General features: G+C 50.8%; 25 protein-coding genes. 13 read left to right on the forward strand and 12 right to left on the reverse strand.

Features of this window, described 5'->3' with window-relative positions; translation table 11 throughout:
• Positions 1-82: 82 nt before the first annotated feature.
• Positions 83-988, reverse strand: coding sequence for a LysR substrate-binding domain-containing protein (locus tag P4S53_RS05305; protein ID WP_337111729.1), 906 nt, complete (start codon positions 986-988; stop codon positions 83-85).
• Positions 989-1,225: 237 nt separating this feature from the next.
• On the opposite strand from P4S53_RS05305, the gene P4S53_RS05310 reads away from it, so the two are divergent.
• Positions 1,226-2,152, forward strand: a complete 927-nt coding sequence (locus P4S53_RS05310) for an alpha/beta hydrolase (RefSeq protein ID WP_337111730.1) — start codon at positions 1,226-1,228, stop codon at positions 2,150-2,152.
• Positions 2,153-2,293: 141 nt separating this feature from the next.
• Positions 2,294-2,719: a GNAT family N-acetyltransferase gene (locus P4S53_RS05315; RefSeq protein WP_337111731.1), complete on the forward strand. Its 426-nt coding sequence runs from the start codon at positions 2,294-2,296 to the stop codon at positions 2,717-2,719.
• 46 nt (positions 2,720-2,765) lie between these two features.
• On the opposite strand, the gene P4S53_RS05320 is transcribed toward P4S53_RS05315, so the two are convergent.
• Positions 2,766-3,239, reverse strand: a complete 474-nt coding sequence (locus P4S53_RS05320) for a peroxiredoxin (RefSeq protein WP_337111732.1) — start codon at positions 3,237-3,239, stop codon at positions 2,766-2,768.
• 275 nt (positions 3,240-3,514) lie between these two features.
• The gene (locus tag P4S53_RS05325; protein ID WP_161443920.1) at positions 3,515-3,751 is read right to left on the reverse strand and encodes an RNA recognition motif domain-containing protein; all 237 of its coding nucleotides are present in this window, start codon (positions 3,749-3,751) and stop codon (positions 3,515-3,517) included.
• Positions 3,752-3,907: 156 nt separating this feature from the next.
• Here P4S53_RS05325 and P4S53_RS05330 point away from each other — a divergent pair, with 156 nt between their 5' ends.
• Complete coding sequence (locus P4S53_RS05330) at positions 3,908-4,126, forward strand: VF530 family protein (RefSeq protein WP_337112068.1); 219 nt, start codon at positions 3,908-3,910, stop codon at positions 4,124-4,126.
• A 52-nt stretch (positions 4,127-4,178) separates the two neighbouring features.
• On the opposite strand, the gene P4S53_RS05335 is transcribed toward P4S53_RS05330, so the two are convergent.
• The 6 genes from P4S53_RS05335 to P4S53_RS05360 are packed head-to-tail and all read right to left on the reverse strand — an operon-like array spanning position 4,179 to position 10,127.
• Entirely contained in the window at positions 4,179-5,906 is a 1,728-nt protein-coding gene (locus P4S53_RS05335) for an ABC transporter substrate-binding protein (RefSeq protein WP_337111733.1), read from the reverse strand.
• A 22-nt stretch (positions 5,907-5,928) separates the two neighbouring features.
• Entirely contained in the window at positions 5,929-6,201 is a 273-nt protein-coding gene (locus tag P4S53_RS05340; protein WP_337111734.1) for a DUF2160 domain-containing protein, read from the reverse strand.
• A gap of 24 nt (positions 6,202-6,225) precedes the next feature.
• Entirely contained in the window at positions 6,226-7,026 is an 801-nt protein-coding gene (locus P4S53_RS05345; RefSeq protein WP_337111736.1) for a carbohydrate ABC transporter permease, read from the reverse strand.
• 2 nt (positions 7,027-7,028) lie between these two features.
• Positions 7,029-7,898, reverse strand: coding sequence for a carbohydrate ABC transporter permease (locus P4S53_RS05350; RefSeq protein ID WP_027250728.1), 870 nt, complete (start codon positions 7,896-7,898; stop codon positions 7,029-7,031).
• Positions 7,888-9,036 carry an ABC transporter ATP-binding protein gene (locus P4S53_RS05355; RefSeq protein WP_337111737.1) on the reverse strand — a complete coding sequence of 383 codons (1,149 nt, stop codon included), beginning with the start codon at positions 9,034-9,036 and terminating at the stop codon, positions 7,888-7,890. Before P4S53_RS05355 ends, P4S53_RS05350 begins: the two co-directional genes overlap by 11 nt.
• Entirely contained in the window at positions 9,036-10,127 is a 1,092-nt protein-coding gene (locus P4S53_RS05360) for an ABC transporter ATP-binding protein (RefSeq protein WP_337111738.1), read from the reverse strand. The genes P4S53_RS05355 and P4S53_RS05360 overlap by 1 nt, the downstream gene beginning before the upstream one ends.
• A gap of 252 nt (positions 10,128-10,379) precedes the next feature.
• Between P4S53_RS05360 and P4S53_RS05365 the strand changes: the two genes are divergently transcribed.
• The 4 genes from P4S53_RS05365 to P4S53_RS05380 are packed head-to-tail and all read left to right on the forward strand — an operon-like array spanning position 10,380 to position 13,280.
• Positions 10,380-10,709: a hypothetical protein gene (locus P4S53_RS05365; protein ID WP_337111739.1), complete on the forward strand. Its 330-nt coding sequence runs from the start codon at positions 10,380-10,382 to the stop codon at positions 10,707-10,709.
• Positions 10,706-12,229 (forward strand): sigma-54-dependent Fis family transcriptional regulator, encoded by a 1,524-nt coding sequence (locus tag P4S53_RS05370; protein ID WP_337111741.1) that lies wholly within the window; start codon positions 10,706-10,708, stop codon positions 12,227-12,229. Before P4S53_RS05365 ends, P4S53_RS05370 begins: the two co-directional genes overlap by 4 nt.
• A complete protein-coding gene (locus P4S53_RS05375) occupies positions 12,226-12,645 on the forward strand; it encodes a MerR family transcriptional regulator (RefSeq protein WP_337111742.1) in 420 nt (139 codons plus the stop codon). Before P4S53_RS05370 ends, P4S53_RS05375 begins: the two co-directional genes overlap by 4 nt.
• 59 nt (positions 12,646-12,704) lie before the next feature.
• A complete protein-coding gene (locus tag P4S53_RS05380; protein WP_337111743.1) occupies positions 12,705-13,280 on the forward strand; it encodes an NAD(P)H-dependent oxidoreductase in 576 nt (191 codons plus the stop codon).
• Positions 13,281-13,288: 8 nt separating this feature from the next.
• On the opposite strand, the gene P4S53_RS05385 is transcribed toward P4S53_RS05380, so the two are convergent.
• Positions 13,289-14,191, reverse strand: a complete 903-nt coding sequence (locus P4S53_RS05385; RefSeq protein ID WP_337111744.1) for a LysR family transcriptional regulator — start codon at positions 14,189-14,191, stop codon at positions 13,289-13,291.
• A 111-nt stretch (positions 14,192-14,302) separates the two neighbouring features.
• Here P4S53_RS05385 and P4S53_RS05390 point away from each other — a divergent pair, with 111 nt between their 5' ends.
• Complete coding sequence (locus P4S53_RS05390; protein WP_337111745.1) at positions 14,303-14,944, forward strand: NAD(P)-dependent oxidoreductase; 642 nt, start codon at positions 14,303-14,305, stop codon at positions 14,942-14,944.
• A 127-nt stretch (positions 14,945-15,071) separates the two neighbouring features.
• Here P4S53_RS05390 and P4S53_RS05395 read toward each other — a convergent pair whose 3' ends face one another.
• A complete protein-coding gene (locus P4S53_RS05395) occupies positions 15,072-16,028 on the reverse strand; it encodes an aminotransferase class IV family protein (RefSeq protein WP_337111746.1) in 957 nt (318 codons plus the stop codon).
• Between P4S53_RS05395 and P4S53_RS05400 the strand changes: the two genes are divergently transcribed.
• The 3 genes from P4S53_RS05400 to P4S53_RS05410 all read left to right on the forward strand — a co-directional run bounded on the left by P4S53_RS05400 (position 16,012) and on the right by P4S53_RS05410 (position 18,529).
• The gene (locus tag P4S53_RS05400; RefSeq protein ID WP_337111747.1) at positions 16,012-16,935 is read left to right on the forward strand and encodes a LysR substrate-binding domain-containing protein; all 924 of its coding nucleotides are present in this window, start codon (positions 16,012-16,014) and stop codon (positions 16,933-16,935) included. The two genes, P4S53_RS05395 and P4S53_RS05400, sit on opposite strands and share 17 nt — an antisense overlap.
• Before the next feature lie 110 nt (positions 16,936-17,045).
• The gene (locus tag P4S53_RS05405; RefSeq protein WP_337111748.1) at positions 17,046-17,768 is read left to right on the forward strand and encodes an SIMPL domain-containing protein; all 723 of its coding nucleotides are present in this window, start codon (positions 17,046-17,048) and stop codon (positions 17,766-17,768) included.
• Between the two features lie 23 nt (positions 17,769-17,791).
• Positions 17,792-18,529, forward strand: coding sequence for an SDR family NAD(P)-dependent oxidoreductase (locus P4S53_RS05410; protein ID WP_337111749.1), 738 nt, complete (start codon positions 17,792-17,794; stop codon positions 18,527-18,529).
• 177 nt (positions 18,530-18,706) lie between these two features.
• Here the strand turns inward: P4S53_RS05410 and P4S53_RS05415 are convergent, their stop codons facing one another.
• Entirely contained in the window at positions 18,707-19,591 is an 885-nt protein-coding gene (locus tag P4S53_RS05415) for a LysR family transcriptional regulator (protein WP_337111750.1), read from the reverse strand.
• A gap of 110 nt (positions 19,592-19,701) precedes the next feature.
• Here P4S53_RS05415 and P4S53_RS05420 point away from each other — a divergent pair, with 110 nt between their 5' ends.
• Entirely contained in the window at positions 19,702-20,010 is a 309-nt protein-coding gene (locus P4S53_RS05420; protein ID WP_337111751.1) for a carboxymuconolactone decarboxylase family protein, read from the forward strand.
• Position 20,011: 1 nt separating this feature from the next.
• The gene (locus tag P4S53_RS05425; RefSeq protein ID WP_337111752.1) at positions 20,012-20,413 is read left to right on the forward strand and encodes a tautomerase family protein; all 402 of its coding nucleotides are present in this window, start codon (positions 20,012-20,014) and stop codon (positions 20,411-20,413) included.
• The last annotated feature ends 16 nt before the right edge of the window (positions 20,414-20,429 follow it).

Consider the following 20,429-nt stretch of genomic DNA (forward strand, 5'->3'; position numbering starts at 1 on the left):
CAATAAAAGGTCTTGAAACCCTACATCCTTTTCCTCCCTTGTTTGCAAGGGAGGTTTTTTTATTTCTGGGAGACAGTGATTGTCAGTCCCTGCTCATCAGGCCATCAATCGGGCTGATTTTACTCAGTGCGCTCCAGATGGCCTCGCAGGTGGGGTGCAGCCGGGAGTGATAACGGTAAATGTACAGATCCAGCGGGACGGGCTCCCGTGCGGTGAGGATCTGCAAACGTCCGGCGGCCAGCTCATCCTTGATGGCATAATCCGGTAACCAGCTGATCCCTTTGCCTTGCATCACCAGGGCTTTGATAAAATCTGTCATCGATGAGGTACAGACAGTATTTTGCGTTAACCGCCGGTTGGCACGTTGCAGCGCCCGGCCCATGTAACTTTCCGGGGTATAGTCCAGCGACGGCACGGCGTCATTGTCTGCGGGATCAAAGAGCGGTTTACCGTGTTCATCCACGGCCGACACGCAGTACAGATAAGAGCGGCCCAGATAGATAGAGCGGTAAGGCGCCATCTGCAGGCTGTCCTCATAAAAAGAAAACAGAAAATCGCATTTCCCGTCGATCAGCTGCTTCACCGCGTCATCTACTTCATTGGCCACCACAGAAAGCTGAGTGTTTAAGGTCGGGTTAAACAAACAGGCATGGAGCTTCGGCAGCACACTGATCGCCATGGAATGCGAGGAGCTGATCCGCACGGTATGACGCCCCAGAAATGAGCTGCCAGCCAGACGGTTCACTTCGTCATCCAGCTGCTGAAGGATCGACAGCGCAGTCGTTTTAAACTGCTTGCCTTTCAGGGTCAGCTCGATAGGGGTTTTGCTGCGATCGATTAAATTCAGCCCCAGCTCGGCCTCCAGGGATTTGATCCGACGGCTGAAAGCCGGCTGCGTGACATTACGCACAGCGGCAGCATGGGAAAAGTTACGCAGCTCGGCCAGGGTCAGAAAATCCTGTAACCATTTCGTTTCGATATTTTTCATTATTTAAGTGGCTGTTTTATCGAATAATCATTTGTATTTACGGTTCAAAATGAGCCGTTGCCGGATAAGATTACCAAATCCATGATCATTCCTGCCATCTTTATCTGAAATCATTTGTGTTGCGGCATGACCTGATCTGATAAAGAAATGCTGTTTATGTGTGATGTTGCATTGGGTTGGGAACAATCTGCCCAAAGCGCTATCAAAGCAGAAGATTGGATCACAGGAGAGAAAGGGATGTTAAAGCACTTATTGTTCATGGTGGCTGCTGCTGTTTCAGTGGTGTCCTTACCGGTTTTTTCAATGGTCACCGAAGCGCTCAAACGGAGTGATGGTTCTGCCATGACCTATTATCTGACCGGGCGTGACAGCGACCGTTTGCTGGTGCTGATTCAGGGCTCAGACTGCAACAGTGTATTTCATAATCAAAATATCAATGACAACTTCAGTCAGGTGATGGACGATGCCGACATCCTGACGGTCGAAAAATACGGGATCGATCAGCGGCTGAGCTGGAATCCCGACCCGGAGCGGACGGACTGCCCTGACGCTTATCTGAGACAGGATTCGCCGCTGCAACGGGTGGATGATTACCTGACGGTGCTGGATCAACTGGATCAGGATAATCGGTATGCCCAGATTATCCTGCTGGGGGGCAGTGAAGGGGCTTTGGTGGCCAATCTGCTGGCCGGGAAAAGTGACAAAGTGACCGCTGTGGTGGCGCTGAATGGCGGTGGGCGCTTTTTCATTGATGATGTGCTCTACAACATGCAGTCCCAGATGCCAGCGCACGCTTTCAACGAAGCGGAACAAGGATTCCGGCAGTTTGCACAAGCCGTGACACAGAGCAACGAGATGGACATTTCTGTCAGCGGGCACGGTTTTCCATGGTGGAAAGCGATGCTGACGGCTGACCAGCAAAAGATACTGCAGGCGGTTGATGTCCCGGTGCTTCTGATTCAGTCGGAAGAGGATACCAATGTGAATCCGGAGGCCTTTCACACGATGGTCAAGGCGTTAAAGCAAACTGCTCCTCACATTCAACCCCGGATCTATGCCGGACTTGATCACGCTTTTAAGGATGCACAGGGGCAGAGCCAGGTTGAACGCGTGCTGGCGGATATTAAAGTCTGGATTGGGAACAAGGTAGGGTCGGTGAATTAAACGGCATTGCCTGATGTTGATGGTTGACGAAGCTGACACAGGGATTAAATTTTCTGCGGATAAAATCTTGTGCAGGTGCGATTGAAACCGCTATAAACAGACAACGACATCAAAATCTGAACAGGAAATCACAGGAACCCGATGAAAGTACATTTTCTAGAAGACAATCAGGACGTCCCTTTCGTGCTGGACGTATTGCGTCAGTTGCGTCCGCAGTACGACAGCGCCGCGTTACAGGCGCAGATCACCAAGCAGATGGCGCAGGGCTATCAGGTGGTTTACGTCAAGTCGGGTGATCAGGTGATGGGGGTAGCAGGGTTTGTGGTGTCAGAAAAGCTGGCCTGGGGCAAAGCCATTTATGTGGATGATCTGGTGACAGCTGAGCAACACCGCAGCAAGGGTGTCGGCGAATGTTTGATTCACTGGCTGAAAGCGTACGCAAAGGCGCAGGGGTGCCAGCAACTGCATCTGGATTCGGGCGTGCAGCGTTTTGCGGCGCATAAGTTTTATCTGCGCGAAGGGTTTCATATTGCCAGCCATCATTTTTCGATGACAGAGATAAAGTAAAGCCGAGAACAACGGAAGCTTTTGCTTCCGTTGTGTTTTTCTGAAATTACAGGCTTGCCAGAATGGTTTCTGCCTTGCTGACTTCAAATTCTTTCGGCGCTTCGACGTTCAGCTGCGTGACCACACCGTTGTCGATGATCATCGCATAGCGTTGTGAACGCAGGCCGCCGAATGTCGCGGTGTCCATCTCCAGACCCAGCGCTTTGGTGAAGCTGCCGTCACCGTCTGCCAGCATCATAATTTCTGAGGCATTTTGTGCTTCGCCCCAGGCTTGCATCACGAAGGCATCGTTGACTGACACACAGGCAATGATATCCACGCCTTTGGCTTTGAGTTGATCAGCCAGCACGACATAACCTGGCAGGTGAGATTCCGAGCAGGTTGGCGTGAAGGCGCCGGGAACCGCAAACAACACCACTTTCTTGCCTGCAAACAGTTCTGCTACGTCATGGTTGACCATGCCGTCTTTTGTGAGTTCACTCAGGGTCGCGGCTGGCAGAGTCTGGCCTTGTTGAATCATGGTATTTTCCTTTCGTTTTTGGAGTTCAACTCAGTCTAGTCTCAATTGGTGCTGATAAACACTGAGAAATAATAGGGGTATCAGGTGATAATTTTTCAGCCTGATCAAAAATATAGGTAAAGATGGCGACAGCGGAGGTTTATCGACAGAGAGGTTCAAAGGCGTCTGGGGAGAAGAGTATCTTTATGCGATGTTCAGCGTTGAGTTTCCTTACCGGTAAACAGAAAGGAAACAGCCAGAAAAGGCGCTTCTTTTCTGGCTATCGGATGACTGATTTAGTGCGCTTTTTTCACCCGGATTTTGCTTTTGGCAAGCGATGTCAGGTTCAGGCTGGCGATTGCTGCTTTGGCTTGATCCTGATCCGGCATTTCGACGAAAGCGAAGCCTTTGGAATGGCCGGTTTCCTGATCGAGTACCAGCGTACACTCGGTCACTTTACCGTGTTCAGAAAACACTTTACGGATGTCTTGCTCAGTGGTTGAGCGAGACAGATTACGAACTAGAAGTTTCATGATGGGTCGTTTTATTTGAAATGACAGCGGCATTCTCTCAGCTTACTGACCAGAGTGAAAGGAATACTTTGGCGCTGAGGCATTGTCGCCATGCCGGATGGCGAAATATTCTGTATACTCTTGCCCGTTACCAATACTGCCACCGAAGAAAAGCTTATGAACCGCGAGCAACCGAATAACCCCCTGCACGGCCTGACCCTGGAAAAAATCTTAACCCAATTGGTTGATCATTATGGGTGGACGATTCTGGCGTGCGAAATCGATATTAACTGTTTTAAAAATGATCCTTCCATTAAATCGTCACTGAAGTTTTTACGTAAAACGGACTGGGCGAGAGCAAAAGTGGAAAAGTTATATATTTCAACGTTCAGCTGATTCAACGTCAGGGAGGCATGATGCCTCCCTGAGGGTTTTTGTGACCGGCTCGTTACTGCTGCCAGGATTTCAGCAGCTCAGCGTATTGAATGGTCACGCCTTGGGGCTTCTCGTTAGCCAGCTTGGCTTTCGGGGCGCCGGGTTGGGCCAGCCAGTAGGCGGCGTCTCTGGGTTTATTGAGTTTCGGGCCACATTCACCCTGCACATTGGCACGCTCCAAACGCTCCAGCACGCGATCCTGAGCGGTGGCCAGCCCATCCAGTGCCTGCTGCGGGGTTTTCTCGCCATTCGCGGCTTCCGCAATATACTGCCACCATAGCTGAGCCAGTTTCGGATAGTCAGGCACATTGGTGCCGGTTGGTGTCCACTGAACCCGTGCCGGACTGCGGTAGAATTCGACCAGACCGCCCAGTTTAGGCGCCGCTTCAGTCATGATCTCTGTATTGATGTCTGACTCACGAATCGGGGTCAGGCCGACCAGGGTTTTCTTCAGCGAGACGGTTTTTGCCACTGTGAACTGGGCATATAACCAGGCGGCTTTGCGGCGCTCGGGATCGGTGGCTTTCATCAGTGTCCATGAACCGGCATCCTGATAGCCCAGCTTCATACCTTCTTCCCAGTACGGGCCTTTGGGTGACGGCGCCATACGCCATTTCGGTGTGCCATCCGGATTGACCACTTCCAGCCCGGGTTTGGTCATATCGGCCGTGAAAGCGGTGTACCAGAAAATTTGCTGCGCGATATTGCCTTGTGCGGGAACCGGACCTGCTTCAGAGAAGGTCATGCCCTGGGCTTCAGCGGGTGCGTACTTGTTCAGCCATTCGACATATTTGGTGGTAGCATAGACGGCCGCCGGACCATTGGTTGCACCACCGCGCACGACACTGGAGCCAACCGGACGGCAGCCTTCGACCCGGATGCCCCATTCATCGACGGGTTTACCGTTCGGTAACCCTTTATCCCCCGCGCCCGCCATGGAGAACCAGGCATCGGTAAAGCGCCAGCCAAGCGATGGGTCTTTCTTGCCGTAATCCATGTGGCCGTAGACGCGTTTGCCGTCAATTTCTTTCACATGCACGGTAAAAAACTCAGCAATGTCTTCGTAGGCCGACCAGTTCACCGGCACACCCAAGTCATAGCCGTAGATTTCTTTGAATTGTTTCTGCAGATCTTCGCGTTCAAACCAGTCGGCGCGGAACCAGTACAGGTTGGCAAATTGCTGATCAGGAAGCTGATAGACTTTGCCGTCCGGCCCTGTGGTAAAGCTCAGACCGATGAAATCGTCCAGATCCAGTGTGGGCAGGGTGACGTCTTTGCCTTCTCCTGTGATGTAATCGCTGATCGGAATCACTTTGCCGTAGCGAAAGTGGGTACCAATCAGATCGGAATCATTGATGTAGGCGTCATAGATACTGCGGTTCGACTGCATTTCGGTTTGCAGTTTTTCCACCACATCCCCTTCCTGAATCAAATCATGGGTCACTTTGATGCCGGTGATTTCCTCAAAGGCTTTTGCCAGCACTTTTGATTCATACTCGTGAGTGGTGATGGTTTCAGACACCACCTTGATTTCCATGCCGCGGAAGGGTTTGGCGGCTTCGGTAAACCAGGCCATTTCTTTCATCTGATCGTCTTTGCTGAGCGACGACTGCGCAAACTCATCGTCAATCCATTTCTTGGCCGCATCGCTGTATTGATCAGCGAAGGCAGCCGGCGACAGCAAGAGTGTGATGATCAGCCCCAATGTAGTCGGTTTAGGTACAAAGCGTGTGCGGTTCATGCGTGAACTCCTTAGTTTTGTATTATCCCCAACGCAGCAAAATGGCCAGCCAGAACACAGATAGCGTAAACGGTATCCAGATGGACAGGTCAGTGATGCCAAGGAAGAGCAGGTGGATATAGGCACTGCTGAGCAGGCCGATAAACAGTCGATCTCCCCGGGTTGTGCTGATCGGCAAAAAGCCTTTGCGTTCAACACAAGGTTTGAGGATCTCGAAGACGGTCATCGTCAGCAAGATGCCGGCGATCGCAATAAAGAACAGTGCACTGGGCAGGGTCCAGGCCATCCAATTCATGGGTCTCTCCTTTCCGGTCTCATGCTAAACACGGCCAAGGGCAAAGCCTTTGGCGACATGGTTGCGAACAAACCAGATCACCAGCAATCCGGGAATAATGGTCAGCACACCGGCGGCGGCAAGCACGCCCCAGTCAATGCCGGAAGCACTGACAGTACGGGTCATGGTGGCAACGATCGGCTTGGCATTGACGGAGGTCAGGGTGCGGGCAAGCAGCAGTTCGACCCAGCTGAACATGAAACAGAAGAAGGCGGTGACCCCAATCCCCGAGCGGATCATCGGCAGAAATATGCGGACGAAAAAGCGCGGAAAGCTGTAGCCGTCAATATAAGCAGTTTCGTCGATTTCTTTCGGCACGCCCGACATGAAGCCCTCCAGAATCCACACCGCCAGCGGCACGTTGAACAGGCAGTGCGCGAGTGCAACGGCAATGTGGGTGTCGAACAGTCCGACCGAGGAATAAAGCTGGAAAAAGGGCAGCAGGAACACTGCAGGCGGCGCCATACGGTTGGTGAGCAGCCAGAAGAACATGTGTTTGTCGCCAATGAAGCGGTAACGCGAAAAGGCATAGGCAGCCGGCAGGGCGACCAGCAGAGAAATCACGGTATTCATTGAGACGTAAGTCAGCGAATTGATATAGCCGCTGTACCAGGAGGGATCGGTAAAGATCACTTTGTAATTGGCCAGGGTAAATTCAGTGGGCCAGAAGGTCAGTCCGCCAAGGATCTCTTCATTGGTTTTGAATGACATCATCAGCAGCCAGTAAATCGGCAGCAGCAAAAACAGGATGTACAGCAGCAAAATGAACGTTTTCCGCTTCTGCATGATTATTTCTCCTTATCCATCACTGTCATTGAGGTGTAGAACAGCCAGCACACCAGCAGGATGATCAGGAAGTAGATGATGGAGAACGCCGCAGCAGGGCCGATATCAAACTGACCCACCGCCATTTTGGTCAGGGTTTGCGACAGGAAAGTGGTGGCGTTACCTGGGCCACCGCCGGTCAGAACAAACGGCTCGGTGTAAATCATGAAGCTGTCCATAAAGCGCAGCAGCACACCAATCAGCAGCACATTTTTCAGCTTGGGTAACTGAATGTAGCGGAATACGGCCCAGTTGGAGGCCCGGTCTATTTTGGCTGCCTGATAGTAGACATCGGGAATGGCGCGTAAACCGGAATAGCACAGCAGGGCCACCAGTGAGGTCCAGTGCCAGACGTCCATCACCAGCACAGTGACCCAGGCATCGACCGGGTTGGATGCATAGTTGTAGTCAACGCCGATACTGCTCAAAAACCAGCCGAGCAGGCCGATGTCAGCCCGGCCGAAAATTTGCCAGATGGTGCCCACCACGTTCCAGGGGATCAGCAGCGGAATCGCGAGCACGATCAGCACCAGTGATGCCTTGATCCCCTTGCTTGGCATCGTCAGCGCGACCAGAATGCCGAGCGGAATTTCGATCAGCAGCACGCAGGCCGAATAGATAAACTGGCGCAGCAGCGAATCATGCAGACGCGAATCGTTGAGCGTTTCTTTATACCATTCACTGCCCACGAAATAGGCGGTGTTCTGATCGAAGATATCCTGGATCGAGTAATTCACCACTGTCATTAACGGAATGATGGCAGAAAAAGCGACCAGCAGAAAAACCGGTAATACCAGCCACCATGCTTTGTTATTCACGGTTTTATGCTGCATTGTCGCTGCCTCCCTGAGGGTCGCCATCGCCGTTTTCACTGTCTTCGCCGACCAGATACTCATCGATGTACAGCTTCAGCCACCGGCTGGGAAAATTGATCCAGCCATGGCGGGTAGGCACAGGGGAACCTTCGGCAAGCCGGATTTTGATCGGCGTATCATCCAGCATCACGGTGACGATTTTGTAGGTGCCCAGATCTTCGGTATGGGTGACAGTGACGGCGAAACTGGCCTCTTTTTGTGTGTCCCGTAAATGAACGAATTCCGGGCGTATCCCGACTTTGATGTTCTCAGACTTGGAGCGTGACAGGGCGTGCTGCTGGTTGGCGGTCAGTGCAATGGGTAAGCCTTTGAAAGTAATGTCTGCTGAATCTGGCGCTCTTTTAACCGGCAGTAAATTCATGCCGGGGCTGCCGATAAAGTAGCCGACAAAGGTATGGTTCGGTTGCTCGAACAGCTCGCGTGGCGTGCCGAACTGGACAATCGCACCGTCGTACATCACGGCAATTTTGTCGGCAAAGGTGGCTGCTTCCAGCTGATCGTGGGTGACATAAACCATCGTGATATTGAACTGCTCATGGATTTGCTTGAGCTTGCGCCTCAGTTTCCATTTCAGATGCGGGTCGATGACGGTCAGCGGCTCGTCAAACAGAATGGCCGAAACATCATCGCGAACCAGCCCCCGGCCCATCGAGACTTTCTGCTTTTCATCGGCATTGAGATTGCGGGCTTTTTTGTCGAGTACCGGCGTCAGTTCCAGAATCCCGGCAATTTCCTGTACTTTGCTGCGGATTTTCGCTGCCGGTGTTTTCATGTTGCGCAGCGGAAAGGCCAGGTTATCAAACACCGTCATGGTGTCGTAAATGACAGGAAACTGGAAAACCTGGGCAATGTTGCGATCCTGCGGCTCCAGGCCGTTCATCGTCTGACCATTAAATTTGACCGCACCCTCCGAGGGAGTCAGCAGGCCGGAAATGATATTGAGCATGGTGCTTTTCCCGCACCCGGACGGGCCAAGCAAGGCAAAGGCGCCGCCGTCTTCCCACACATGGTTCATCCGGCGGATGGCGTAATCGGCATCGCTGGCAGGGTGCGCCGTATAACTGTGCGCGAGTGATTCCAGACGAATTTCTGCCATTATTGTTTCTCCCAGCCTGAGCGGGCTGCTTGGATCAGCTGCCGTTCCTTTGAAAACACATACAGCTTATGGGTGGGCACATAAATATTGATACGGCTGTCAACCGCGTATTCATGCACGCCGGGAAGGTGCAGCACCATAGACAACTCCCGGTTAGACACATGCAGAAAGGTCTCACTGCCGCTGATTTCGGCCAGTTCGACATCCACGGCCAGCTCAAGATCGTCATCGTTGTTCGGGACTAGAGTCAGGTGATTCGGTCGGATGCCGAAGACGTAGTGATCGGGCGGCAGATCGTTTAAGTCATCGTTCAGGGCAAAATGAACGTGTTCGGAAAATGACACATTGTCTGCGCTGATTTGCCCTGTGATCAGATTGATCGGCGGCTCGCCGAACAGCTCGGCGCAGGTCACACTGGCCGGGTTGTGATAAACCACAGGTGTTTGTCCCGACTGAATGATCTCACCTTCATGCATGAGCACTACATTGCCCCCCAGAGCAAGGGCTTCATTGGGTTCAGTGGTGGCATACACCGCGATGGTATTGCGGGAGGCAAACAGCTCCCTCATTTCCTGCCTTAATTCTTCGCGCAATTTGTAATCAAGATTGACCAGAGGCTCGTCGAACAAAATGATGTCGGCATCTTTGACCAGCGCACGGGCCATGGCCGTACGCTGTTGCTGACCGCCGGATAATTCAAGCGGGTAACGTTTGAGGAAATCTTCAATATGCAGCATTTTGGCGGTCTGCATCACACGCGCATCAATCTGTGCTTTGGGCAGCTTTTCCAGTTGCAGCGGGGAGGCGATGTTTTCGTAAACCGTGAGATTGGGGTAGTTAATGAATTGCTGGTACACCATGGAAATATTGCGCTCGCGGACGGGAATGCCCGTTACATCCCGGCCATTGAAAGAAATGTTTCCAGACGTGGGTTTATCCAAACCCGCAATCAGCCGCATCAGGGATGTTTTTCCAGCCAGCGTACGCCCCAGTAAAACATTAAAAGAACCAGGTTCAAGCTCGAGACTGGCGGATTTTATCCAATCGAGCCCGTCTACCGTACGGGTGATCTTGTCCAAAATGAGCGACATGTCTGTTCTGGCTCCTTGTCTGCGACTCACCGACACTACGCTAAAAATGTGCCATATTTTTTAACATCTGTGTTTGTTGGTTATCGTTATGATTAACAAGAGATTTTGTTTTTTCTGGCTGGTGATTCATTCGTGAATCACATCTTGGACATGTTGATTGTTAACATTGTGTGAACAATAGTTAACGTTCAGGAATGCGCGTGTGGGCTGGCTGCGGCCAGATAGCAATGAAAGCGGAGATCAAAGGTCGACATGGAAAACAGACTGCAAAACGATGCTCGCCTTGTCTGCGAATCCTGGCAGCGCTGTCGGGATTACGGACTGGAAAGTCACCAGACACCTGTCCTTCATCTTCCTGATCCCTCGCATTGGCAGCAGAAGCGGCAACTGGCAGAAATGATGGTTTCTGTCACCCGTGACAAGGTATTGCCCGGTTTTCAGAGCATGCTCGCCAACACCAGCAGTTTAGTCATCCTCACGGATCATCAGGGGTATTTGCTGGAGCGATGGGGCAATCCGTCTTTCATGCAGCAAATGAGCCCGGCGCTGTTTGAGCCCGGGGCCTGCTGGCAGGAAAAATGATAGGGACCAATGCGATTGGCACAGCGTTACACACGCAGCAGATCACCGATATCCGCCGTGATGAACATTTCCTGCTGCAAAACCGGTTTATGAACGCCTCGGCCTCGCCCATTGTGGATCCCCATCGCCAGATTGTCGGGGTGCTGAATGTGTCCAGTGATGCGTACCTGCCAACAACCCAGGTGCACGGCATGGTGAAAGTCATGTCGCAGGCGATTGAAAATCAGCTGATTCTTGCCGCTTATGGCCAGCATTTCTGGCAGTTTGTCTTCAATACCAGCCCTGATAATCTGGGCAGCCAGTGGGCCGGACTGCTGGTGTTTGATTTTCAGGGACAAATTGTGTCAGCCAATCGCCGGGCTGACTTGTTGTTAGGGAAGCCATTAGCGGGCATCACCATAGACATGGTGGCCGGTATGTCATTGCAGGCGCTGATGGCCACACAGCAGGACGCTACGCTGACATTCAGCGGACTGACGTCTGCCCGGATAAACGCCCCGGCTGAACCGTCTGCGATTGCGCCAACTGAAATTACCTTTCCCCGAGACGCCGCTTTGGACACACCAGCGTGTGAGCCCTCACTGACGGATTTGGATACGGGCGATAAACAGATGGCGAAAGCCGTTCATCAGGCGATGCGTGTGCTTAACCGTGATATTCCCTTATTAATACACGGCGAAACGGGCGTGGGAAAAGAGCGGTTTGTGCGCGCGTTTCATGCTGCTTCACATCGGGCTGCGTTTGAGATGGTGGCTGTCAACTGTGCCGCCATTCCTTCCGAGCTGGTGGAGTCTGAGTTGTTTGGCTATGTCAAAGGGGCCTTTACCGGTGCCAATCCCAAAGGCAGCATGGGACTGATCCGCCGCGCCGATAAAGGCACCCTGTTTCTGGATGAGATCGGTGATATGCCACTTGCCACTCAGGCCAGGCTGCTGCGGGTGCTGCAGGAAAAGCGGGTGACGCCTTTAGGGAGCAGTGAAAGCTATCCGGTGGATTTTCAGCTGGTTTGCGCCACCCATCAGTCACTGCGTGATGAGATCAAAAACAAACTGTTTCGTGAAGATTTGTATTACCGCATCAATGGCCTGACCGTGGCACTGCCTGCCCTGCGTGACAGGCAGGATATTGCCCGGGTAGTGCTCTCTGTGCTTGGCGAAGTCAGTGAAGCGGGTAGCCCTGTCAATTTGAGTGATGAAGTCATGCAGCTGTTCAACGCACACCACTGGCCCGGTAATATTCGTCAGCTGCATAATGTGCTGCGTGTCGCCACTGTGCTGGCGGGAGGTAAGACAATCGAACCTCAGCATTTACCGGATGATTTTTTCTGGGATCTGAAAGGAGTCGTTCGCATCGCCGACGATTTTGATGAAGAACTGCTGGAAGAGGACTGGCAGACTGCATTGCCGAAAGTGTACATGGCGCTGGGCCGTAATGTGAGTAAAACCGCGGAAGCCATGAGCGTGAGCCGCAATACTGTCTATAAGCGATTGAAACAGCTTGGCTTGTGGCATGATGGGTGATCACATCTGCACTGTTATTGCAGTATGATTGTGGCAGTCAGTATTTTATCAGGGTCAATCACATGTACATCGGCGCGGTATCCAAGCGGACAGGGTTGTCAGTCAAGGCCATCAGATTGTATGAAGAAATGGGCCTGATTCGCGTCCCGCCTCGTCAGGGTAATTACAGGGTATATTCCGATGCGGACGTCGAGGTGCTCCAGCTGATCAAAGAAGCCAAGCAACTGGGCGTGACCCTGAACCGGTTGAAAGGCGTGATCCGTTACAGGCATGGTGAAGTGGACTGGGATCAAATTCATTGTTTCTTGCTTGATGTCAGGCAGCAATTGTTGGCTGAACAGGCATTGCTTGAGCAAAAAATAACACGCGTGGACTTATGTCTCCAATCGATGGATAGTTGTCCGCAGACTGCTTGACTCTGCCCTATAGGGCAGGCTTTACACTCATGATTGATTTTGGATAACAAGGAACGATCATGAGCAAAACCATTCTTTTACTGAATGCCAACCCGAAAACAGAGAGTTTTGCCCGGGTGCTGGCTGACGCCTATGAAGTTGAGACGCGAGAGCAATTCACGGTGCATCGTGTGAATTTATCGGACATGGACTTCAACCCGAATCTGGTCGCTGGCTATGATGCTATCCAGCCACTTGAGCCCTGTTTAGAAGCGTTTCAGCGTCAGCTTGCCGGGGCGGATCATCTGGTGCTGATTTCTCCGATCTGGTGGGGTGGCATACCGGCGAAATTCAAGGGCCTGATCGACAGAGCGATTCTGCCCGGTTTCGCTTTTCAGTTTGAGGAAAACAATCCCTACCCGGTGCAGTTACTGCAAGGCAAAACAGCCCGGATCATTCTGACCATGGATGCCCCTGCCGAATTGCTGGCCGAACAGGCTGAGCCTGTGCTGGCCCAGCTTGACCGATTCACGCTTCAGTTTTGCGGAGTCAGCTCTGCCGATACCACCTTGCTGGGATCGGTGATCTCGTCGACGGAAACCCAGCGGGAGTCATGGCTGAAAGAGATCCAAGCACTTGGGCGGCAGGGTCGGTAGCAATGCCGTTACGTATGGGCTGACATCTTTTCGGTCAGCCATATCCGGTAAAATTCAACAAAAGTTCTGACTTTCGCCGGAATAAAAGCACCCGGCGGAAATACGGCGTAAATCCCGCCCCGTGGTAGTTGCCAGTCGGTGAACAAGGGGATTAATTCCGGATCATTTTCGCCAAAATGGGTCGCAATTACCGACAATCCCGCGTTACTTTTGATCAGGCTGCGCAGGGTACTGGTGTTGTCGACCCGAACATGACTTTGCATTTGCACCTGAACCTGTTCGTCTGCCCGGGTGAACGTCCAGGTCAGTGCGCTTGGCAGGGGCGAAAACTCAATCCAGCGATGATGTTTCAGTTCACCCGGATGCTGCGGTCTGCCCATTTCCTGTACATATCCGGCAGAAGCCATCACACGCTGTTCAAACTCACCCAGTTTCTGCGCCCGTAGGCTGGAATCTTTCAGCCACCCCATCCGAATGGCCAGATCAATCCCGTCACGCACCATATCCGACACCTTATCGCCGCCGCGCAGCTCAACGGTGAGTTTTGGATGCACTTTGGCAAACGCGGCGACAGCGGGCGCCAGCATCAGCGCCATATGATCTACAGGCGCTGTGATCCGCAGCGTGCCGGACAGGGCTTGTGAACTGGTACTGGCTTCGCTGAGGGTTTCGTCCAGTTTGATCAGCAATGGCTGGCAGGCCAGATAGAGCTGTTGCCCGGCTTCTGTCAGCGTGACCTGACGCGTGGTCCGGTTAAACAGTGCTGAACCCAGATGGGCTTCAAGCGCTTTGATATTCAGGCTGATTTTGGTTTTCGTACAGCCCAGTTTCTCGGCCGCAGCCGTAAATGATCCCGCCTCAACGGTGGCAATAAATAAGGGCAGGGTATTCAGGTCAAGTGCGTGACTCATCGTGTTCACTGTTATGAATTTAATAACAGTGAATTATCCAACGGCGTATTTTTCAAATCAATCTTTCATCGCACAATGTGTCCATCAACGAAAACAATCGAGGACAACATCATGAAAATTGCAATCATTGGCGCAAGTGGTTTCATTGGTTCAGCACTGCGAGAAGAAGCCCTGAGCCGGGGTCATCAGGTGACAGCACTGGTCAGCCGTCCGGAACGTCTGGCAACACAACCCGGCCTGACGATTCAGAAAGCCGATGTGCAGGATACCCAGGCACTGACAGCGCAACTGGCGGGTTACGATGCCGTACTGAGTGCATTTTCCGGCCACGCCCAGACGGATGTTGCCGGCTACTTTGCTCAGGGTTTCGACAGTATTCTGGCGGCAGCACAGGCTGCTGATGCCAAGCGCCTGATGGTCGTCGGTGGCGCGGGCTCGCTGGAAGTTGCACCCGGCGTACAACTGATTGATACGCCAGAGTTTCCGGCAGAATACAAAGCCACAGCAGAAGGAGCCAGATACGCGCTGAATGCGCTGCGTGGACAGCAGGGCGTGAACTGGACCATGTTGTCTCCGGCGGCCATGATTGCACCGGGCGAGCGGACCGGCCAGTATCAGCTGGGATCAGATCAACTGCTGACTGACGCAGAGGGCAACAGCCGTATTTCTGTGGAAGACTACGCAAAAGCCATGATTGATGAGCTGGAAGCTTCTGCGCATGTCAATCAACGCTTCACGCTGGCTTATGCCTGATCCGTTTTCACTGCCTTTCAATAATGAAAACGCAGCTTCGGCTGCGTTTTTTGTTATCCCTTTACACCACTGCTTTTTGCGGTCGTGATTGTGTAAAGTCGCCATCTGAAAACTAAAATGCTGGTACTCAGGGCGCGATGAAAGCTTCTTTAGCAAAGGCGCGGTGTAGTAAAGCGATAAACTCACGGGTATCAGAGAAATGTGTTGTATTAATCTTGGAAATCGCGATACCCGGTGTCCAGGAATTCATAACAGCGGCCGCCTGAAAACAGAGTAAGTTGGTTTCCGTGATATCTTGCTCTTGCTGCGGTATCTGCATTGCGTCCAGCTGACGCTGCACTATCTGCATTGTGGTGCCACACAGCTTTGCACCCTTGGGCCAGATCACCGTTTCACCGTCCCAGAAGGCGAGATTCCAGATACTCGCTTCAGTGAACCGACCCTGATTATCTGTGAAGATGGCGTCATCGAATCCTTGGTGAACCGCTTGACGCATCAAATGGGTTTTTGCAATTTCACCGACATGTTTAATGGAAGGCAGCATTCGTTCATGAGCAAAGGTTTTCATGGTTAAAGGGCCTTCGGGACCGTTACTGGCAGCGGACTGGCGAATCAGTATGTTTAATCTTGAGTCATCCTCACGGGGAGTAAACTCTCCGCTGTCAGAATACACATAGACCATGAGCGATGTATTTTCCTCTCCAGACCGTAAGACGTCGCGAATCTGATGAAGAATGGCATCGTCACTTAACGATTTTCCAAATAAATGGTGCGAGGCGTGTTGCAGGCGCTCAAGGTGCAGGTCGAGTCCCCGAATTTTTCCATGGCGCACTTGCATGGCAGTAAAGTGGGCATGACCGGCAAACGTCAGCGCTGACAATTGAGATCCGGTAGCAAGCTGCCCATTGATGCTGGCTGTATCTTGAATTGGCATGAGGATTCTTGCCTCCATAAGCGTGAATTTATTGATTAAAAAATGCTGAACACTGGGAGGAATATTGAGTGATTGCGTCGGGAAAGAGAAACAAGTATTACTTGAACCTGCATTTGATAATTTTTGATGATTGATGAACAGTAAATTCATACCGGGAACCAGAGCACTACGGATATTTGTTGCGGCGGGAAAGCATTTAAATTTCTCAACAGCTGCAAAAGAAATCAGTCTCACCCCGGCGGCGGTGAGTTATCAGATAAAGGAAATGGAAGAACAGTTGGGTTTTTCTTTATTTAAAAGGAACAGCCGCTCCATTCAATTGACACCTGAAGGGAGTATATTGTTTACCGCTGTTGCTGAATCTCTCAATAACATGGAGCAGGCACTTGGCGATGCCAGAAGAATGAACCCACATAGCTCGCATCTTATTTTGTCAGTCGGCGCCAGATTTGCCACATACTGGCTGTTACCTAAACTCGGAGAATTTAAACAACGGAGGCCAGATTTGTCGATAACGTTAGACATAACCGATGATGTCAGAGATTTTGGTCGTGATGGCATTGATATGTCCATCCGGTTCGGTAATGGCCGATTTCCTGATTGTGTGGTTAATAAGCTATTTGAAACGTCAGTCGCACCTGTCTGTAGTGCCGAGTTTTTAGCGAATCATCAGGATATCAATAAACCGGAAGATCTCAGCAGGTTGCCGCTGAGTTATGTCAATTGCACGGTAAACGGGCAAACTTGGCCTGACTGGAAAATGTGGATGAGCCAGGCAAATGTCAATGCATTTGATAATAGCCAGAGCATTGCGTTCTCCGACCTTAACCATGTGATCCAAGCGGTTCAGGATAATGTCGCTGTGGGCTTGGTTGAACCTATACTTGTATCAAAACAGCTATCGCAAGGCTCATTAGTACAACTGTTTGATCTGAAAATGAAACTACCTGATGAGTTTGCGTATTACTTTGTTTATCCGAATAGCAGTGAGAAAGAAGAAGCTGTGACAGATTTCCTCGGTTGGTTATTGACTGTCATTGAGAATGATCACGGGTGAATATTGTCGTCAGAGATGTTAGCCAGTCAGTCTCTGGAAAGTGAGTTCATTGTGGCAAAAAATACCTGTTAGACTCAGTAGATAAACGATCTGAATGCCAAGGAGGCACAATGCAGCAGCGACAGGACAAAATCGGCTTTGCGGTGCTGGGAGTGTGTATTTTACTCGGGCTGGCACTGTTGGGATACTTGCTTGGCCAGGCTGCGCTGAGCTATAAGCAGCTTGACCGCAGTGTGACGGTGAAAGGGTTATCGGAAAGAGAATATCCGGCCGATATTGTGATATGGCCGATTCAGTACAATGTTGCGAGCAATGATTTAACCGAGCTGTATCAGATGCTGGATGGTCAGACATCGCAGATCCGATCTTACCTGCGGGGCAATGGGATCGGTGCTGATGAGATTTCTGTCTCTACTCCGGCGATCACGGATAAATCCGCCCAGCAGTATGGCAATGACGCGCAGGCGCAGTACCGCTATACCGCGATGCAGACCGTCACTGTGTACTCCACCCATATTGATGCGGTACGTAATGTGATGGGTTCGCTCTCTGAGCTGGGGAAGCAGGGCATTGTTTTTACCGGCGATGCGTATCAAACCCAGACGGAATACCTCTTCACCCGCCTGAACGCCATCAAACCTGAGATGATCGAAGAAGCCACCCGCAATGCCCGTGAAGTGGCGCAGAAGTTTGCCTCGGATTCCGACAGCACACTCGGCAAAATCCGCAAAGCGTCTCAGGGACAGTTTTCAATCAGTGCGCGCGATAAAAATAATCCGCACATTAAGAAAGTCAGAGTGGTTTCGACGGTCGAATATTATTTGTCGGACTGATGCATTGGGAACAAGGAAGAGAAATGAAAATTGCGTTGGTGACAGGTGGCAGTCAGGGAATCGGCCTCGAAACGGTCTTGCGTTTGGTGGCTGAAGATTATCGGGTCATCACCTGCTCCAGACGGGCATCCGTCTGGCGGCAGCAGGTTGCCCGGTATCCGCAACTCAGTTCTGTGGACTACCATGCGATGGATATCGGGGATGACTCGCAGTTAAATCGCTTGTTTGCGCATATCCGGGAGACTTACGGCAAGCTGGATCTGGCTGTGAATAATGCGTCTCCTGAGCTGGCTTCCCGCGGACAATTTGCTGAAGTTGCCCCTTCCGCGCTGCGCGAAACACTGGAACAGGATTTCTGGGCACAGGCCGTGTGCCTGCAACTGGAGCTTCAAATGATGCAATCCGGGGCTGCGATTGTGAATCTCAGTTCTGTGAATGGGCTGCGTCCAACGCCCAACGCTGCGATGTACAGCGCTGCGAAACATGCCATTGAAGGGCTAACCCGCTCGGTGGCACTGGAGGCGATTCAACAGGGGATTCGCATCAATGCTGTTGCACCAGGTGTGACCTGGACACCTCGCTGGGAAGCCCGTGAGGCAGCAGCGCCCGGTACTCGGGCGGAGGTCTCTGCTGTTGTGCCAGCTAAACGCTATGCTGAATCTGCTGAGGTGGTTGAGGCCATCCTGTTTCTGTTGTCAGAAAAAGCCAGTTATATCGTGGGCCATACGTTGGTTGTGGATGGGGGCTTGAGTTTGAGCTGAAAGGGATTTGATAGTTGTCGGTTATGAATATCAAAGTAATCAGCAAATTTTTATTACTGATTACTGATTCATTTGGCTATCACTGGAGACCATATCGGGTTGTGATAATTTTGTTCTGTATTCTGATTGTCGCAAACCTGGGAGCTGCTCAAGCCAAGAGATAAAGTCAAAATCTCATCACAGATCGGGAAAGTAATATTCTAATTCATGCAGTAGGAGCTCTTTAATGATTTTATATGAATCTGATTTTTCACTTGAAGATTCAAATAAAGACAAGCCAATACCGGGCAAAGGAGGTAAATGTTGATCGATGATAATAAGTGAATCAGGTATACCTGTGTTTGTACGGACGGTGATCCCTAACCCTGCTTTCACTGCTCCCCAAATGCCGTGTAAACTTCCACCAGAGACTGCAATCTGCCAGGGGATATTTTCTTGGTCAAGTGCTTGAATTGCTGCATCTCGAATGATGCAGGGGGACTCTACTAAAATGAGTGGAAGTGGTTTTCCGGAAATAATGTAACTTTCAAAATCAAATGCAGGACTTGCTATCCAGTGCTGAGGTCGTGTTTTGATTAAAGAGCGCTCATGAACTTCTTGAGGTGATTCCCAGCATAATGCAAAGTCAATTTTATTCTGAAGTATTTCCTCTTTCAGAATGCTATTTCTGCCTGACTGGGCATAGATCTGGATGTTCGGAAATATTCTCGAAATTTTACTCAATAAATCAGGGAGAAATTTATCACTAAAATCTTCTTGTACCCCTAAACTGACTTTTCCAAGGATCCTCTTTTGATGGATGACTTGCAGGGCCTCGTCATTCAGTGACAGTATTTTTTTCCCATAGCTAACTAATAACTCCCCTTGATCCGTTAACTTGAGGTGTCTTCCTTCTTTGCAAAGAAGTTGCATACCACATTGATGTTCCAGTTTTTTTAATTGGGCACTGACTGCAGATGTCGAGCGAGATAATCGTTTGGCTGCAAGGGAAAAGTTACCTAATTCAATACCAGTCACGAACGTACGCAGTGCTTCAATGTCAAGTGAGTCAGGACGCTTCATCATATTCCTGTTTTTATGGATGATGAGTTCAGAATGTTTTGATTTTATAAGGTTTCATGAAGCGTAACAATATTCCAAATCACAGAGCAGAACATCGGAAGGAGGTTTACGTGGCTCAACATTTGAATAAAGACTCACTGGCTAAAATTGCTCCAAAACTGGCAGAGTTTACTGAAACAACATTATTTGGAGATCTTTGGCAACGGAAAGAGCTTTCGCTCAGAGAAAGAAGCCTGATCACGATAAGCGCTTTGGTCACGATGAATAAATACGCCCAGTTGCAGTGGCATATCCAATTTGCCAAAGAGAATGGATTAACTGACGAAGATATTGTGGAGGTCTTCACTCATCTTGCGTTTTATGTTGGTTGGCCGAGTGCTGTCACTGCATTAGAAACGCTGAAAATTGAGGATGAATAATATGCCATTGACTCGAATTGTTGTTCAGGCAGGGCGTACAAAATCAGAACTGAAAATCTTATCGGACACTTTGCATCAAACACTGGTTGATACATTTCATGTGCCTCCGGATGATTGCTTTCAATTGATTGACGAATATCCATCAGACAGACTGGTCGTGAATCAGCATTACTTAACTGGAGAACGATCATCAAAATATACCTTGTTTTCTATCACAGCGGGAAAACCCAGAGACCAAGTGACGAAAGCGAGATTTTATCAGACGCTGTGCGACAGGTTAGTTGAGCGCATGGATATGTCGCCGGATGATGTCATGGTTGTCATTCAATTCACGAACCCAGATGATTGGAGCTTCAGTAGTGGGGAGCTTTTCAGATTACCCAGTGACACTGAACTTTCCTAAGCTCTCCTTTGAGCTC

The sequence above is a fragment of the Photobacterium sp. Hal280 genome (assembly GCF_037162255.1).
Lineage (GTDB): Bacteria > Pseudomonadota > Gammaproteobacteria > Enterobacterales > Vibrionaceae > Photobacterium.

Coding starts and splice junctions, on each gene's coding strand:
- P4S53_RS05400 (WP_337111747.1), top strand. CDS start 16,012: ATGAACAGTAAATTCATACCGGGAACCAGAGCACTACGGATATTTGTT.
- P4S53_RS05410 (WP_337111749.1), top strand. CDS start 17,792: ATGAAAATTGCGTTGGTGACAGGTGGCAGTCAGGGAATCGGCCTCGAA.
- P4S53_RS05345 (WP_337111736.1), bottom strand. CDS start 7,026: ATGCAGAAGCGGAAAACGTTCATTTTGCTGCTGTACATCCTGTTTTTG.
- P4S53_RS05340 (WP_337111734.1), bottom strand. CDS start 6,201: ATGAATTGGATGGCCTGGACCCTGCCCAGTGCACTGTTCTTTATTGCG.
- P4S53_RS05350 (WP_027250728.1), bottom strand. CDS start 7,898: ATGCAGCATAAAACCGTGAATAACAAAGCATGGTGGCTGGTATTACCG.
- P4S53_RS05425 (WP_337111752.1), top strand. CDS start 20,012: ATGCCATTGACTCGAATTGTTGTTCAGGCAGGGCGTACAAAATCAGAA.
- P4S53_RS05365 (WP_337111739.1), top strand. CDS start 10,380: ATGGAAAACAGACTGCAAAACGATGCTCGCCTTGTCTGCGAATCCTGG.
- P4S53_RS05320 (WP_337111732.1), bottom strand. CDS start 3,239: ATGATTCAACAAGGCCAGACTCTGCCAGCCGCGACCCTGAGTGAACTC.
- P4S53_RS05325 (WP_161443920.1), bottom strand. CDS start 3,751: ATGAAACTTCTAGTTCGTAATCTGTCTCGCTCAACCACTGAGCAAGAC.
- P4S53_RS05370 (WP_337111741.1), top strand. CDS start 10,706: ATGATAGGGACCAATGCGATTGGCACAGCGTTACACACGCAGCAGATC.
- P4S53_RS05405 (WP_337111748.1), top strand. CDS start 17,046: ATGCAGCAGCGACAGGACAAAATCGGCTTTGCGGTGCTGGGAGTGTGT.
- P4S53_RS05335 (WP_337111733.1), bottom strand. CDS start 5,906: ATGAACCGCACACGCTTTGTACCTAAACCGACTACATTGGGGCTGATC.
- P4S53_RS05395 (WP_337111746.1), bottom strand. CDS start 16,028: ATGAATTTACTGTTCATCAATCATCAAAAATTATCAAATGCAGGTTCA.
- P4S53_RS05385 (WP_337111744.1), bottom strand. CDS start 14,191: ATGAGTCACGCACTTGACCTGAATACCCTGCCCTTATTTATTGCCACC.
- P4S53_RS05315 (WP_337111731.1), top strand. CDS start 2,294: ATGAAAGTACATTTTCTAGAAGACAATCAGGACGTCCCTTTCGTGCTG.
- P4S53_RS05380 (WP_337111743.1), top strand. CDS start 12,705: ATGAGCAAAACCATTCTTTTACTGAATGCCAACCCGAAAACAGAGAGT.
- P4S53_RS05310 (WP_337111730.1), top strand. CDS start 1,226: ATGTTAAAGCACTTATTGTTCATGGTGGCTGCTGCTGTTTCAGTGGTG.
- P4S53_RS05390 (WP_337111745.1), top strand. CDS start 14,303: ATGAAAATTGCAATCATTGGCGCAAGTGGTTTCATTGGTTCAGCACTG.
- P4S53_RS05305 (WP_337111729.1), bottom strand. CDS start 988: ATGAAAAATATCGAAACGAAATGGTTACAGGATTTTCTGACCCTGGCC.
- P4S53_RS05415 (WP_337111750.1), bottom strand. CDS start 19,591: ATGAAGCGTCCTGACTCACTTGACATTGAAGCACTGCGTACGTTCGTG.
- P4S53_RS05330 (WP_337112068.1), top strand. CDS start 3,908: ATGAACCGCGAGCAACCGAATAACCCCCTGCACGGCCTGACCCTGGAA.
- P4S53_RS05355 (WP_337111737.1), bottom strand. CDS start 9,036: ATGGCAGAAATTCGTCTGGAATCACTCGCGCACAGTTATACGGCGCAC.
- P4S53_RS05360 (WP_337111738.1), bottom strand. CDS start 10,127: ATGTCGCTCATTTTGGACAAGATCACCCGTACGGTAGACGGGCTCGAT.